Genomic DNA, 13,592 nt, shown 5'->3' with positions numbered 1-13,592 from the left:
TCCAAGTAGCTGAGAACATATAGGAAACTCGCCAGCCGGCAAATAGTTAGGTCTTGTTCCTTTACGGCAATTTTGTGCTCGACCAGTCTAATCGATTTAGCGCGTCGTGCAGAACCCGCAAGGCAGCTATGCAAACTCGGGTCTGCAAGTAGCGAAAACAATGAGTTATATACTGGGCAACAAACAAGATGAATTGAACACCAGTTCCTCAACGATGAAGGAATAATACCATGAACCTCTTCCGCTCTTACAACAACTGGCGCCGTTACCGCGATACTGTCAACGAGCTGAACCAGCTCTCGACTCGCGAACTTAACGACCTTGGCATTTCCCGCGCAGACATCCCATATGTAGCGCGTCAGTCCAAGGGACGCTAATAACTCATTCAAATTTGCTGGGCCTGAATCCTCCTCCCATCAGGCCCGGTTTATCGCAAAGTCCTCCTCCCAAGCTTTGCGGTACCAAGACCGGTCTCTCCTCCTCCCAATTCCGGTCTGACAATAATGGCATCCGTCGCACCTCCTCCCGCGCCGGATGCCATTTGTTTTTGTGGCACCTGTTTACCCTCGTCTGATGCGCTTCTCCCATTGAAGGCGACATGCAAAGGCGGTATGGGATTTGCCATGTCAAAAGATACCAATCTCTCCCCAGTACATGTTGTCGGCGGCGGCCTCGCTGGCTCTGAAGCCGCGTGGCAAATCGCGCAAGCTGGCGTTCCCGTTGTTCTGCACGAGATGCGCCCCGTTCGCGGCACAGATGCGCATAAGACAGAGCAGCTGGCAGAGCTGGTTTGTTCAAATTCTTTCCGTTCGGATGATGCAGAGACCAACGCTGTCGGCGTTCTTCATGCCGAGATGCGCCTTGCAGGCTCGCTGATCATGGCATGCGCCGATGCAAATCAGGTTCCGGCTGGTGGCGCTTTGGCTGTTGATCGTGAAGGTTTTTCGCAGGCGGTAACTGCAAAACTCGAAGCTCATCCACTCATCACCATTGAGCGCGAAGAAATCGCGGGCTTGCCACCGGAAGAATGGGGCACGACGATTGTCGCAACGGGTCCACTAACCGCGCCTTCGCTTGCAGAAGCCATTCAGGCACAAACCGGTGCAGATGCACTCGCCTTCTTCGACGCCATCGCGCCGATTGTTCATTTTGATTCGATCGATATGGATGTTTGCTGGTTCCAGTCGCGCTACGATAAGGTTGGCCCCGGTGGCACCGGCAAGGATTACATCAACTGCCCCATGGATAAGGAGCAGTATGAGGCTTTCGTTGCCGCACTTATCGAAGGCGACACGACCGAGTTCAAGGAATGGGAAGGTACGCCCTATTTCGACGGCTGCCTGCCTATCGAAGTCATGGCCGAACGCGGTCCTGAAACCCTGCGTCATGGGCCAATGAAGCCAATGGGCCTCACCAATGAGCATAATCCGACGGTGAAAGCCTATGCAGTCGTGCAGCTTCGTCAGGATAATGCACTTGGCACCCTCTACAACATGGTCGGTTTCCAGACGAAACTGAAATACGGCTCTCAGACCGGTATCTTCAAGATGATCCCTGGCCTTGAGAATGCTGAATTTGCGCGTCTTGGCGGGTTGCACCGCAACACCTATCTCAATTCGCCAGTGCTGCTCGATAATGTGCTACGGTTGAAGTCACGCGATAGCCTGCGATTCGCTGGTCAGATCACGGGCTGTGAAGGTTACGTCGAATCATCGGCAATCGGTTTGCTGGCCGGACGTTTCACCGCTGCTGAAAAGCTTGGAAAAACTCCTGTTGCACCACCACAGACTACGGCTTTTGGTGCACTTCTCGGCCACATCACCGGCGGTCACATCGTTGCTGATGAGGACGAACCGGGCAAGCGCTCATTCCAGCCGATGAATGTGAATTTCGGCCTGTTCCCGCCGGTTGAAGTGCCAAAGACCGAGGGCAAGCGGCTGCGCGGCAAGGAAAAGACCATTGCGAAAAAGCGCGCATTGTCCGCGCGCGCGCTGACTGATTTTCAGGAATGGCTGAGCAATAACGCGTAGCTTTGAAAGAAGTTACATATCAAATAGATAGGGTAGTTTTCTGAACCAGAAAACCGCCCTATTATTTAAAAACCTGCTTTAAACATCAGCCATTGTTTGCGTGTGGCTGAAAGGTCCGCCACCTGATCGGCAGCTTTGCCGCCAAGCCGCTCAATAGCATTGAGATAGGCCGGAACAAGCGCCATTGGCAGGAATGCCGGTCCGAGGCTTTTGGGCAGATCCTTTTTGGCCTTGTCGAAGATTGCCAAGTGTTCGCGCGCAAGCGCCATCATCACGCTGATGACACGCTCATGAGCAGATTTATCATCGTTGCCAAGAAACTCTTCGCGCGTCACGCCGACGGCCTGCAACATATCCGCAGGCACATAGAGCTGCCCACGACGGCGATGGATCGGCATGAGGCGCAACAGACCTGTTACTGCCTGCGCAACACCTGCATGTCCCGCCGTCTCGGTATGAGATTGGGCTGCATCACGGTCGAGAATGAAACCTGCCAGCTGAATGAGCGCGGAAGCGGTTTCACCGCAATAGCCCTCCAGATCGTTCCGGCTTGGCATCGGATCGTCATAAAGATCGAAAATACGAGCTTCGCAATAATTGTCGAAAGCCACGCGCGGCAACTCAAATTGGGTAATTGTCTCAATCAGCGCTGCTGCTACCGGATGCGCTTCTGCACTTCCTCTCGCCTCGCCATTGATGAGATCTCGCCACCATTGCAAACGAACCTCGCCGGGCAACGGCTCATGAATCTGATCGCGAATACGGGCAATTTCTGCATTGAACGCATAAAGGGCTGCAAGCGCGCCGCGTTTGTCTTCCGGCGCATAAAGCACCGAAAGATAACGATCGCGGTCGGCTTCGCGCAGAAGCGCCAGACAATGTGCCTCATTCTGGTTCATGAAAATCAGTCTACAGCAATCAGTGCAGCGGCAACCGCGCGATCTTCGGCGAGCAGCACATTATAAGTACGCACCGCAGCGCCTGTGCTCATTGGATCGGACGAGATACGGTGCTCGCGGAGGATAGCACGAACATCTTCTGGAATGCGTCGCAAGTCCATACCCGTGCCGACCAGAAGAATTTCAATATCGCTCGCCTGCTCGAGAATGGCACCCAGGTCATGGGGAGACAGGATTGGCGGCGTCTGTGGTTCCCAGCCATGAATGCCGGATGGCAAGCACAGGATAGACCCCTTATGCGACATATCGGCGAAGCGGAAACCGCCATTGCCGTATGCATCAATAGGGGCACGGCCCGGAAAGTGGGCTTCGCGAATTTCTATGCCTTTAGCCATTTCTAACTGTCCAGATTGAGCGATTGTGCGAGATCGTCGCCCATTGCATCGTCACCATCGGCTGCACGCGGCTTGAGGCCAAACTGTACAAGCAGAGGTGCTGCAATAAAGATCGAAGAATAGGTCGCCACGATAATGCCGACGCTAAGCGCCAATGCGAACATGCGAATATCCGCTCCACCGAACATATAGAGCGGAATATGCGCGATGAAAGTCACAAAAGCGGTCGGCAAAGTACGTGACAATGTCTGATTGATCGAGGCGTCGATAATCGCAGGCAGTGGCGCGCTGCTATAACGCTTCAAGTTTTCCCGCACGCGGTCATAGATGACGATCGTATCATTCAGCGAATAGCCGATGATGGTCAGGACTGCTGCCACGCTCCAGAGATTGAATTCCATGCGGAAGACAATAAACACACCGGCCAGAATGATAACATCGTGCAGGGTCGATAACACAGCACCGAGAGCCAGCTGCCAGCGGAATCTTATCCAGACATAGACAAAGATACCGGCAAGCGACAGAAACAGCGCCAGAAGCCCTGCCTGCGACAGTTGCTCGGAAACAGTCGGACCGACAACTTCAACACGCTGGAACGAATAATCCTGCTCGAACTCGCCGCGCAATTTAACAGCCACTGTCTGCTCGGCGTCGTCGCCAACTTCCTGACTGCCAATGATGACAAGGGCAGATCGTGGAGACTTGGCAGGCAGCACGCGCGCGCTGTCGATATTCAGCTCGCTCATGCGTTCTTCAATATCCGGCAGGTTTGCATCGCCGCTGCGAGCCTGCAATTCGACCATCGAACCGCCACGGAAATCGATACCGTAATTGAGGCCGATATTGACGAAAAGTGCCACAACGATTGCACTCGCCAGAACCGAAATACCAAGCGTCACGAACTGAAGCCGCATGAACGGAATATGCGTAACAGTAGGCACCAGCTTCAGACGACGCTTGGGGATTTCCTTAGGCTTTGCCGTGCGCACCCATTGGGCAATCAGCAAGCGCGTGAAGGTCAGCGTTGTAAACAGTGTTGTACCAATGCCGATTGTAACGGTCAGCGCAAAACCGTGAACCGGACCTGATCCAAGCAGGAACAGAACCAGAGCTGCAATCATCGTTGTGAGATTGGCATCAACGATGGTCGACAGTGCGCGATAGAAACCCGATTCCATTGCTTGCACAACGGAATAGCCTTTGCGGCGATCTTCCCGAACGCGTTCATAAATCAGAATATTGGCGTCTACGGCCATGCCGATAATCAGCACCAGGCCCGCAACACTTGCCAGAGTAATAGATGCACCGATCAGCGAAATGATCGCGATCAGAATGATCATGTTGACGGCAAGCGCCACCATGGCGATGACGCCAAGGATGCCGTAGGACAGCACCATGAAAAGACCGACGAGAAGAGCAGCCAGCAGAGCTGCAGAAACTGCAGCGCTCGCGTAGTCGTCACCGAGTGCCGAAGCAATTGTGCGTTCTTCCAGAACGGAAACTGCCTTTGGCAGAGCACCGGAACGCAGAACAACCGACATATTGTTGGCGGACTGCAGATCGAACGCACCTGAAATCTGCAATTCATTCGTATCGAGCGGTTCGTCCACAACGGGTGCAGAAACAACCTGATTATCGACGACGATTGCAAAGCTCTTGCCGATAGCCTGAGCGGTCGCTGCAGCGAGATTGCTGCGCCCCTTCTCATCCAGCGTCAGCGTAATGATCGGCTCATTATCGTCTTCGGAAAGTGTCGCTTTGGCATCCGTAACGTCTGCGCCTGTAAACACAGGCTCGTTTTTCACAAGATAACCGATCGGCGGATCATCATAGGAATAAACAACCGTGCTGTCGGCTGGTGGCGTTCCGCGAATAGCATCGTCCGGCGACACGCTGTCATCAACCGCACGGAAGGAAAGATTGCCACGAATGCTGAGAATATCTTTTAGAAGCTGAGCGTCATAAAGGCCGGGAACTTCAACGCGAATGCGATTGCGTCCTTCCTCCTCGACGATGGGATTACCATAACCGAGTTCTTCCAGGCGTTGGCGCATGATTTCTTTGGTGCGATCAAGATCGCCCCTGCCAGCATTCTGCACCTGAAGGACAAGACGGGAACCACCGGAAAGATCAAGTCCAAGCGCGACCTGCTTTGTGGGCAAAAATCCGGGCAGATTTGCCAGTGTTTCACGCGAGAAAAAATTAGGCGATGCAATGAGGAAGCTGGCAAGTATTGCCAGCCAAATCAGAGCCGATTTCCAACGTGAAAAATAAAGCATAGAGCAGCAATTCCGTTTCGGCTTGGATAGAGCGTGCCGGAGCGCACTTGTTGCAAACGGCTCTCCAGCTTGGGCGAATGAACCACAATCAAGTGTGGCCATGCACAATAAAGCGGTCCCAGTTAAGATTGAATTGTTAGAGCCGCTCTAACTATTTGTTCTTAAGCATTATCCCACGCAAAACCGCTTCGCACTTTTGCTGGAAATGCAATAATGATCGAGCCCCGGCTATAGAAACCTTACCGGGGCCCATGCAGTCTGATAAAATTTACTTGTTCTTGTTGTCGGCGACTGGTTCGCCCTTAACGCGCACTTCAGAAAGAGCACTGCGCAGAACGCGGATGCGAACGCCTTCAGCGATTTCAACGTCGAGTTCGCCGTCATCGTGGACCTTCTGGACCTTACCGACAATGCCGCCACCGGTTACAACCGTATCGCCGCGACGAACTGCTGCCAGCATTTCCTGACGCTTCTTCATCTGAGTCCGCTGTGGACGGATGATGAGAAAATACATGATTACGAAAATCAGGACGAAAGGCAGAATGCTCATGAGCATGTCTGGCCCGGCGCCAGCGCCGGAGGCTTGTGCAAAAGCCGGTGTTACGAACATTAGGAACTCCTCTGAAGTCTCGAAGACAAATTCTTTACGGCATTACAATGGTTAGCGCGTGAATTGCAACCAGCGAAGGCTCTACTGCGCCAAGGTCGCACACTTTTCCCGTCCGCTGTGGCATGTTAAGCCCTGATCCTCACTATCTGAGGGCTTGGAATGACGACCGAAAATATACTTAGCCAGAAACTGGATCGACTGATCGCTGCACTGGAGCGTATCGCTCCTCCGCAACCGACTGTACCGGACCTTGAAGCAGCCGATTGCTTCGTCTGGGCGCCGGAGCGGCTAACGCTCGACCCCGTCAGCCGCGTTAATCGCGTCGATATAGCGCTCATTCGTGGTGTTGATTTGGTGCGTGACCAGCTCGTTGACAATACCCGACGCTTCGCAAAAGGGTATCCGGCAAACAATGTCCTACTCTGGGGCGCGCGTGGCATGGGCAAATCATCGCTCGTCAAAGCAGCTCAAGCCAGCGTCAATGCAGAACAGACCGACAAGCTGCCGCTCAAGCTCGTGGAAATTCATCGCGAAGATATCGACAGCCTCCCTGCCCTGATGAACATCATCAAGGAAACCCCGTATCGTTTCATCCTGTTTTGCGATGATCTTTCATTCGATCACGATGATACATCCTACAAGTCACTGAAGGCGGCGCTCGAAGGCGGCGTCGAAGGTCGCCCGGACAATGTGATCTTTTATGCAACCTCCAATCGCCGTCATCTGATGCCGCGCGATATGATCGACAATGAGCGTTCAACGGCCGTCAATCCGTCTGAAGCCATTGAGGAAAAAGTGTCACTGTCAGATCGTTTCGGCCTGTGGCTCGGTTTCCACAAATGTAGCCAGGACGACTATCTGGCAATGGTTGATGGTTATGCCGCACACTACAAGCTCGACTATGATCCGCAGGCGATGCATGCGGAAGCACTGACCTGGTCGACGACACGCGGTAATCGTTCGGGCCGTGTTGCATGGCAATATATTCAGGATCTTGCTGGCCGTCTCGGCAAAGCGATGTAAAGAAAAAGGCGGGTTCGAGACCCGCCTTTCTTATTTGATTGAACCGCTTTCGATCAGGATTCCAGATACTTGGAAGGATTGACCGGCGAAGAGTTCTTCCGCACTTCGAAGTGCAGCTTCGGTGATTTCGCGTTGCCGCTCATACCCGACTTCGCAATGTCCTCTCCGCGACGAACCTTCTGGCCACGCTGTACGAGAATCTGGCTGTTATGGCCATAGACTGTAACCAGTCCGTTGTCGTGGCGGATCAGAACCGTCTGACCGAATTCCTTCAAGCCGTCGCCTGCATAGATGACGACGCCATTTTCAGCGGCCTTAACGGCGGTGCCTTCCGGAACCATAATGTCGATACCGTCATTGACAGAGGTGCCATCACGCTGACCGAAGCTCGCAAGAACGCGGCCACGAACAGGCCAACGCATCTGCGAAATACCGGTCGAGGACGGAGCAGCCGACTGATCCTTCTCTGCGTCTTCGATCACCTTGTTACTCGCCTGTGGCGGCGTATACGGCTTCACATTCGATGCCGCATCAGGCGCAATCGATGCAGTTTGCACTGGAGCTGCTGCGGCTGGCTTTGCTGGCTGCGGCGAGACAGCGGCAACCTGCGTTGCACCACCGGCGGCCGATGGAATTGCCAAAGACTGACCGACACGAATTGCACCGTTGGTAAGGCCGTTGGCCTGCTTCAGCTTGTCAACCGGCACATTGTGCTTCTGCGCGATAGAGAAAAGCGAATCACCCGACTTAACCGTGTAGGCACCACCTGCTGCGGCAGTTTGCGGCGCTGCAACAGGCGCTTGCTGCGGTATAGCCGCATGATTAGCAGCTGGCAATGGAACGCCATTTGCCGTTGCTGGCAACTGTCCCAGAACGTTGGATTTCGCATTCGCGGCTGCATTGTTCGCAGCACCAGCGGCGCTTGCCACCTGGGTTCCAGCATTGTTTACGGCGCCATTTACACGATTGGCAGCAGTATTTTGCGCCTGATACACCTGATTCTGTGCCTGTGTAGCAGCAGCTACAACCGGCGCAGAAGACACAGGAGGCAGACTGTTACGCTGTACGGACCCACTCGATACCGGCGGAGCAGCTGCCACCGGCGCAGATGCATAAACATCGCCAGCAGGCTGTTGTTGCACAACACGCGGATTAGACGTGGAGCCCGTATAAAGACCATCCGTGAAGCGCATTGTATCGGCGCTGCACCCTGCACCAAAACCGGCAATCAGAACGATCGCTGCATTCCGCAGGAGACGTTCGGACGTATGCTGCAATATTGGAAAACGCATGTTCAACTCGCCCATACTCTAAAACTCACTTGGACTCATTAAAACGCGTTAATGTTACTCGCTGGTTAAGAATCGAGATTTCTTCGAAAAAATATTCACCAATTAAACACCATAAGCACACAAATGCGCTTTTTGCTCGTGCATTACACAAAGCAAAACCGCCGTAGCCGTAGCATCGGCCCACAATCGGAATCGACTTTTGGAATGCACGATGCGCCGATTAAATAAGGGAAGAGCGTCCTTTGTGTGCACAAGAGAGCGCAGCACAGCGCTTGTTGTATCGGATCGATGCAACAAGCGACTGGGTTTCAAAATAAAGAGGCCGTGAAGTCCTCACAGGACGGAAGACATGCCTTCGATAAACGGCTGATAGCGAACGGGCATGATATTTTCCTGTTCGAAACGGCTACCGACCTTTGCGATACGTGTCATCATTTGCTGACCATCGCCCAAACCTACTGGTGCCACCAACACGCCATGGGTTGCCAGAAGCTCCACGAAATGACGAGGAATATCTTCGCATGCCAGCCAGATGACAATGCGATCAAAAGGTCCGCCCGGCATGCCATGGCGACCATCGGCATGTTTGACCATGATGTTTTCGCGCTTATGCGTCACAAACTGCTGCAAAGCGCGGTCGCATAGTTTGCGATAACGCTCTACCGTTGTGACCCGGCCTGAAAGCACCGACATGACAGCAGCGGTGAATCCAGAACCGGTGCCGATTTCCAGTACGCGATGCCCTGACTCCAACTGGAGCGCTGCAATGACCCGCGCCTGGTCATCGATGCCTTCAATATATTCGCCGCAATCAAGCGGTGCGGTACGCTGGCTAAACGCCAGATGCGCCCAAGACGGCCCCATGAAGCTTTGACGTGGCGTCGATTCGATTGCCGCAAAGAGCCGGGCATCGTTGATACCACGCGCTCGCATGCGCAGAACGAAGGATGCAAATCCTTCCCTGTCCGAAAGCTGCTGGCGTTCAGACACAGCCTGTTTCATGCTTCAACCCCAAGCGCCTTGCTGAGTTCAGCCCGCGCCTTCTGTGCGGTCAGATCAAGTTGCAGCGGTGTTACAGAGATATAATCGGCACGGATGGCTGCAATATCACTATCACTTGCAACCTCTGCTTTCGTGCGGCCAAACTGCAGCCAGAAATATGGGAAACCGCGACCATCACGACGCTCGTCAAGACGCGCGTCATGGCTGAGCTTCCCCTGTGCCGTTACGCGCGTGCCCTTGACTTCATCAGGGTCGCAGTTCGGGAAATTCAGGTTCAGCAGAACGCCTTCGGGCCAACCCGCTTCGATCAGCTTCTTGATCAGTGCAGGCGCATGCGCTTCTGCCGTTTCCCAGGGAACGATGCGGCGGTCGCCTTCATATTCATATTCCTGCGACAGCGCGATTGCCTTAACACCAAGAAGCGTGCCTTCCATGGCGCCAGCAACAGTGCCGGAATAGGTCACATCATCTGCCATGTTCGCGCCAGAATTGACACCCGACAGGATGAGATCAGGTACACCGGGCAGAACGTGCCGGACGCCCATGATCACGCAATCGGTCGGTGTACCGCGCAGCGCAAAATGACGATCATCAATCTGACGCAGACGAAGCGGCTCGGACAAAGTCAATGAATGCGCGAGGCCGCTCTGGTCTGTTTCAGGAGCCACGACCCAGACATCATCCGAGATTTGGCGTGCGATGCGCTCCAGAACTGCGAGGCCTTCAGCATGGATACCGTCATCGTTCGTTAGCAGAATTCGCACGTCGTCACTCCTTCATTCGGATCGTCAAATGTTATGTGTCACGCAGCTTTCTCAATGCGCGTGAGGCCGCCCATGTATGGCTGCAATGCTTCAGGAATATGAATGCTGCCGTCTTCCTGCTGATAATTTTCCATCACAGCAATCAGAGCGCGACCGACAGCAACGCCCGAACCATTCAGCGTATGAACAAAACGCGTAGCCTTTTCGCCTTCCGGGCGATAGCGCGCGTTCATACGGCGGCCCTGGAAGTCGCCGCAAACCGAGCAGCTGGAAATTTCGCGATAGGCGTTCTGGCCCGGCATCCATACTTCGATGTCATAAGTCTTCTGCGCGCCGAAGCCCATGTCACCCGTGCACAGAACAACAGTGCGGAATGGCAGACCGAGACGCTTCAACACTTCTTCTGCACAAGCCGTCATGCGCTCATGTTCAGCCACCGAGCTATCCGCATCGGTAACCGACACCATCTCGACCTTGAAGAACTGATGCTGACGCAGCATGCCGCGTGTATCACGACCAGCCGAACCCGCTTCCGAACGGAAGCAAGGTGTGAGCGCCGTATAACGCTGCGGCAAAGTCTTCAGATCAACGATTTCGTCGGCAACCAGATTGGTGAGCGGTACTTCGGCAGTGGGAATCAGCCAACGTCCATCTGTGGTGCGGAACAGGTCTTCCGAAAACTTCGGCAGCTGACCTGTGCCATAAACGGCTTCGTCACGCACCATCAGCGGAGGCATGGTTTCCGTATAGCCGTTCTCGGTAGTGTGCAGATCGAGCATGAACTGACCAAGTGCGCGCTCAAGACGTGCCAGCGGGCCTTTTAGAACAGTGAAACGCGCACCTGCGATCTTCGCAGCGCGTTCAAAGTCCATGTAGCCAAGCGCCTCGCCCAGCTCATAATGTTCTTTTGGCAGAAATGAAAAATTACGTTGATTGCCGACGCGACGGATTTCGACATTATCTGCCTCGTCCTTGCCGAGCGGCACGTCGTCAGCCGGAACATTCGGAAGGCTTGAAAGCGCGTCGTTCAGTTCCTTGACCAGACGACGTTCTGTTTCCTCAGCTTCAGAAAGGAAAGTCTTCAACTCACCGACTTCAGCCTTGAGCTTGTCAGCAGTCGCCGCATCCTTTTCGGCCATTGCTTTGCCGATTTCCTTGGATGCCGCGTTGCGACGCTCCTGAGCAGCCTGAACTTTGCCGACGTGTTCGCGACGCTTTTCGTCAAGCGCGATCAGTTCGGACGAGAGTGGCCCTGCTCCGCGCTTGGCAAGCGCCTTGTCGAGAGCTTCGGGGTTTTCGCGAATCCATTTGATATCGAGCATGGGAAAAGCCGTTTCATGAAATTTAACAGAAAGAGAGGCTGCGATCATGCAGCCTCTGTTTAACATATGTCCAGATCAGGAAGTGGGGGCGTTGTCTTCAGCCTTAGCTTCATCCTTCGCCTCATCCCTCTGCTTCTCGATCATTCGGGCCAATATGATGGAAATCTCGTAGAGAAGGATCGTCGGCAAGGCAAGACCGATCTGGCTCGCCGGATCAGGTGGTGTCAAAACCGCAGCCACCACAAAGGCAATAACAATCGCATATTTGCGCTTATCCTTCAGACCCGCAGACGTAACCAATCCGACGCGGGCCATAAGGCTCGTGACGACGGGCAACTGGAAAACCAGACCGAAGGCAAAAATGAGCGTCATGATGAGGCTCAGATATTCGGAAACTTTTGGCAGAAGTGAAATCTGCACTTCACCATTGCCACCCGTCTGCTGCATGGCCAGGAAGAACCACATAACCATCGGCGTGAAGAAGAAATAGACCAATGCGCCGCCGGTCAGAAACAATATCGGCGAAGCAATGAGGAATGGCAGAAACGCCATGCGCTCATGCTTATAGAGGCCGGGGGCCACAAACTTGTAAATCTGCGCAGCGATAATCGGAAACGCCAGAACAACACCGCCAAACATGGCGACCTTGACTTGCGTGAAGAAGAATTCCTGCGGCGCGGTATAGATTAGCTCGGCCTTCGAGCGGTCCATTCCAGCCCAGTCGAGCGCCCACTGATAGGGAACGACAAGTAGATTGAAGAGATGCTTTGCAAAGGCAAAGCAAAGAATAAAAGCAATAAAAAACGCCAAAATCGCCCAGATCAGGCGGCGACGCAGTTCGATAAGATGTTCGAGCAGAGGAGCAGCGCTCTGTTCAATTTCGTCCTCGTCCCGTTTCACGCTTTGCTTCCTGTCTTTTCAGTCGTCTTTTTCGTGGTCTTCTTGGCGGGAGTGTCCGCCTTCACCGCGCTAGGTTTTGCTGGAGACGCCTTCTTCGGCGCAGCCGCCTTTGCAGCGGGTTCAGCTTTGACGCTTGTGCTTGGCTTGGCAGTCGCAGCTTTCCGATTAACAGGCTTGGACGCCACCGGCGTTTCTGCAACAGCAGGCGTCGCCTTCTTCCGCGTTGTCTTTGGCTTTTCAGCTGGAGCTTCAACGGGAACCGTCTCACCACTTGCTTCAACAGGCGTTGTCACCTCAGCCGCCTTTGCAGGCTCGGCAGGTGACATGGATGTCGCGGACTGAAGACCGGAGCGAATATCCTCACCGGCGCTGCGAATCGGGTCAAAGACCTGAGTGAGCTTCGAGCGCGGATCAAGCTTGCGAGCCTCATCGACAATATTCTTGACGTCTTCGAGTTCGGCTTCCTTCAAGGCTTCGTTGAACTGCTGCCGAAACTCATTAGCAGTACTACGCATGCGCGCGGTCGCTTTGCCGAAAGCTCTGAGCATCTTCGGCAGATCCTTGGGACCAACCACCACGATCATTACAATCGCGATTATCAGCAGTTCAGACCAACCGATATCTAACATAATTTGATACTCCGCGCTTCTGACGCGCGCGTCCCGTCTTTCGGCGGAAAACCGCAATCCAGATCGCAAACACATCTTCAATCAAGATGCGGCCGCAACCAACCTGTTGTTATTACACACGATCTTCCTGGAAGTGGCTTCCAACTCGCTGGATCATGCCGTCATAGCAAAACATGCTGCGCACCTATTGCACGCAGCATCCTTTACATCAGATCAGGATTTTGTCGTCTTCTTGACGTCATTGACGGTTTCATCCGCCTTGGCATCAATTGTCCGTGCATCCGCCTTGGCATCTTCCTTTGCAGCATCTTCGTCAGACATGCCTTGCTTGAAGTTCTTGATGCCCTTCGCAACGTCTCCCATCAATTCAGGGATTTTGCCACGACCAAACAGAAGCAGCACAACTGCGAGAACGATCAGCCAGTGCCAGATAGAAAAGCTACCCAT

14 protein-coding genes are annotated in these 13,592 nt (G+C 53.9%); 3 read left to right on the top strand and 11 right to left on the bottom strand.

Features of this window, described 5'->3' with window-relative positions:
* Positions 1 to 230: 230 nt before the first annotated feature.
* Together CEV33_RS19095 and trmFO are read left to right on the top strand one after the other, a co-directional pair.
* A complete protein-coding gene (locus tag CEV33_RS19095) occupies positions 231 to 377 on the top strand; it encodes a DUF1127 domain-containing protein (RefSeq protein ID WP_084486703.1) in 147 nt (48 codons plus the stop codon).
* Positions 378 to 623: 246 nt separating this feature from the next.
* Positions 624 to 2,030, top strand: coding sequence for a methylenetetrahydrofolate--tRNA-(uracil(54)-C(5))-methyltransferase (FADH(2)-oxidizing) TrmFO (trmFO, locus tag CEV33_RS19090; RefSeq protein ID WP_094542084.1), 1,407 nt, complete (start codon positions 624 to 626; stop codon positions 2,028 to 2,030).
* 65 nt (positions 2,031 to 2,095) lie between these two features.
* Here the strand turns inward: trmFO and CEV33_RS19085 are convergent, their stop codons facing one another.
* The 4 genes from CEV33_RS19085 to yajC form a co-directional block, all read right to left on the bottom strand.
* Positions 2,096 to 2,929: a phytoene/squalene synthase family protein gene (locus CEV33_RS19085; RefSeq protein WP_094541969.1), complete on the bottom strand. Its 834-nt coding sequence runs from the start codon at positions 2,927 to 2,929 to the stop codon at positions 2,096 to 2,098.
* A 5-nt stretch (positions 2,930 to 2,934) separates the two neighbouring features.
* Entirely contained in the window at positions 2,935 to 3,324 is a 390-nt protein-coding gene (locus CEV33_RS19080) for an Mth938-like domain-containing protein (RefSeq protein WP_094541968.1), read from the bottom strand.
* A gap of 2 nt (positions 3,325 to 3,326) precedes the next feature.
* Positions 3,327 to 5,705 carry a protein translocase subunit SecDF gene (gene secDF / locus CEV33_RS19075; RefSeq protein ID WP_374816565.1) on the bottom strand — a complete coding sequence of 793 codons (2,379 nt, stop codon included), beginning with the start codon at positions 5,703 to 5,705 and terminating at the stop codon, positions 3,327 to 3,329.
* A gap of 166 nt (positions 5,706 to 5,871) precedes the next feature.
* Positions 5,872 to 6,213: a preprotein translocase subunit YajC gene (gene yajC / locus CEV33_RS19070; protein WP_094541966.1), complete on the bottom strand. Its 342-nt coding sequence runs from the start codon at positions 6,211 to 6,213 to the stop codon at positions 5,872 to 5,874.
* A 159-nt stretch (positions 6,214 to 6,372) separates the two neighbouring features.
* Here yajC and CEV33_RS19065 point away from each other — a divergent pair, with 159 nt between their 5' ends.
* Positions 6,373 to 7,236 (top strand): ATP-binding protein, encoded by an 864-nt coding sequence (locus tag CEV33_RS19065; protein WP_094541965.1) that lies wholly within the window; start codon positions 6,373 to 6,375, stop codon positions 7,234 to 7,236.
* A gap of 53 nt (positions 7,237 to 7,289) precedes the next feature.
* Here the strand turns inward: CEV33_RS19065 and dipM are convergent, their stop codons facing one another.
* The 7 genes from dipM to CEV33_RS19030 all read right to left on the bottom strand — a co-directional run bounded on the left by dipM (position 7,290) and on the right by CEV33_RS19030 (position 13,592).
* Complete coding sequence (dipM, locus tag CEV33_RS19060; protein ID WP_094541964.1) at positions 7,290 to 8,543, bottom strand: cell division endopeptidase DipM; 1,254 nt, start codon at positions 8,541 to 8,543, stop codon at positions 7,290 to 7,292.
* Positions 8,544 to 8,861: 318 nt separating this feature from the next.
* On the bottom strand, positions 8,862 to 9,530 hold the full coding sequence (locus CEV33_RS19055; protein ID WP_094541963.1) for a protein-L-isoaspartate(D-aspartate) O-methyltransferase: 669 nt from the start codon (positions 9,528 to 9,530) through the stop codon (positions 8,862 to 8,864).
* The gene (gene surE, locus CEV33_RS19050) at positions 9,527 to 10,294 is read right to left on the bottom strand and encodes a 5'/3'-nucleotidase SurE (RefSeq protein ID WP_094541962.1); all 768 of its coding nucleotides are present in this window, start codon (positions 10,292 to 10,294) and stop codon (positions 9,527 to 9,529) included. Before surE ends, CEV33_RS19055 begins: the two co-directional genes overlap by 4 nt.
* 38 nt (positions 10,295 to 10,332) lie before the next feature.
* Complete coding sequence (gene serS, locus CEV33_RS19045; RefSeq protein WP_094542083.1) at positions 10,333 to 11,616, bottom strand: serine--tRNA ligase; 1,284 nt, start codon at positions 11,614 to 11,616, stop codon at positions 10,333 to 10,335.
* 75 nt (positions 11,617 to 11,691) lie between these two features.
* A complete protein-coding gene (gene tatC / locus CEV33_RS19040) occupies positions 11,692 to 12,516 on the bottom strand; it encodes a twin-arginine translocase subunit TatC (protein ID WP_094541961.1) in 825 nt (274 codons plus the stop codon).
* Positions 12,513 to 13,145 carry a Sec-independent protein translocase protein TatB gene (gene tatB / locus CEV33_RS19035; protein WP_094541960.1) on the bottom strand — a complete coding sequence of 211 codons (633 nt, stop codon included), beginning with the start codon at positions 13,143 to 13,145 and terminating at the stop codon, positions 12,513 to 12,515. Before tatB ends, tatC begins: the two co-directional genes overlap by 4 nt.
* Positions 13,146 to 13,358: 213 nt before the next feature.
* Positions 13,359 to 13,592, bottom strand: a complete 234-nt coding sequence (locus tag CEV33_RS19030; RefSeq protein WP_094541959.1) for a twin-arginine translocase TatA/TatE family subunit — start codon at positions 13,590 to 13,592, stop codon at positions 13,359 to 13,361.

Source organism: Brucella grignonensis (assembly GCF_002252505.1).
In the GTDB taxonomy this organism is placed as follows: Bacteria; Pseudomonadota; Alphaproteobacteria; order Rhizobiales; family Rhizobiaceae; genus Brucella; species Brucella grignonensis.
The sequence above is the reverse complement of the archived record's forward strand: the minus strand, read 5'-3'. Positions and strand labels throughout refer to the sequence as shown.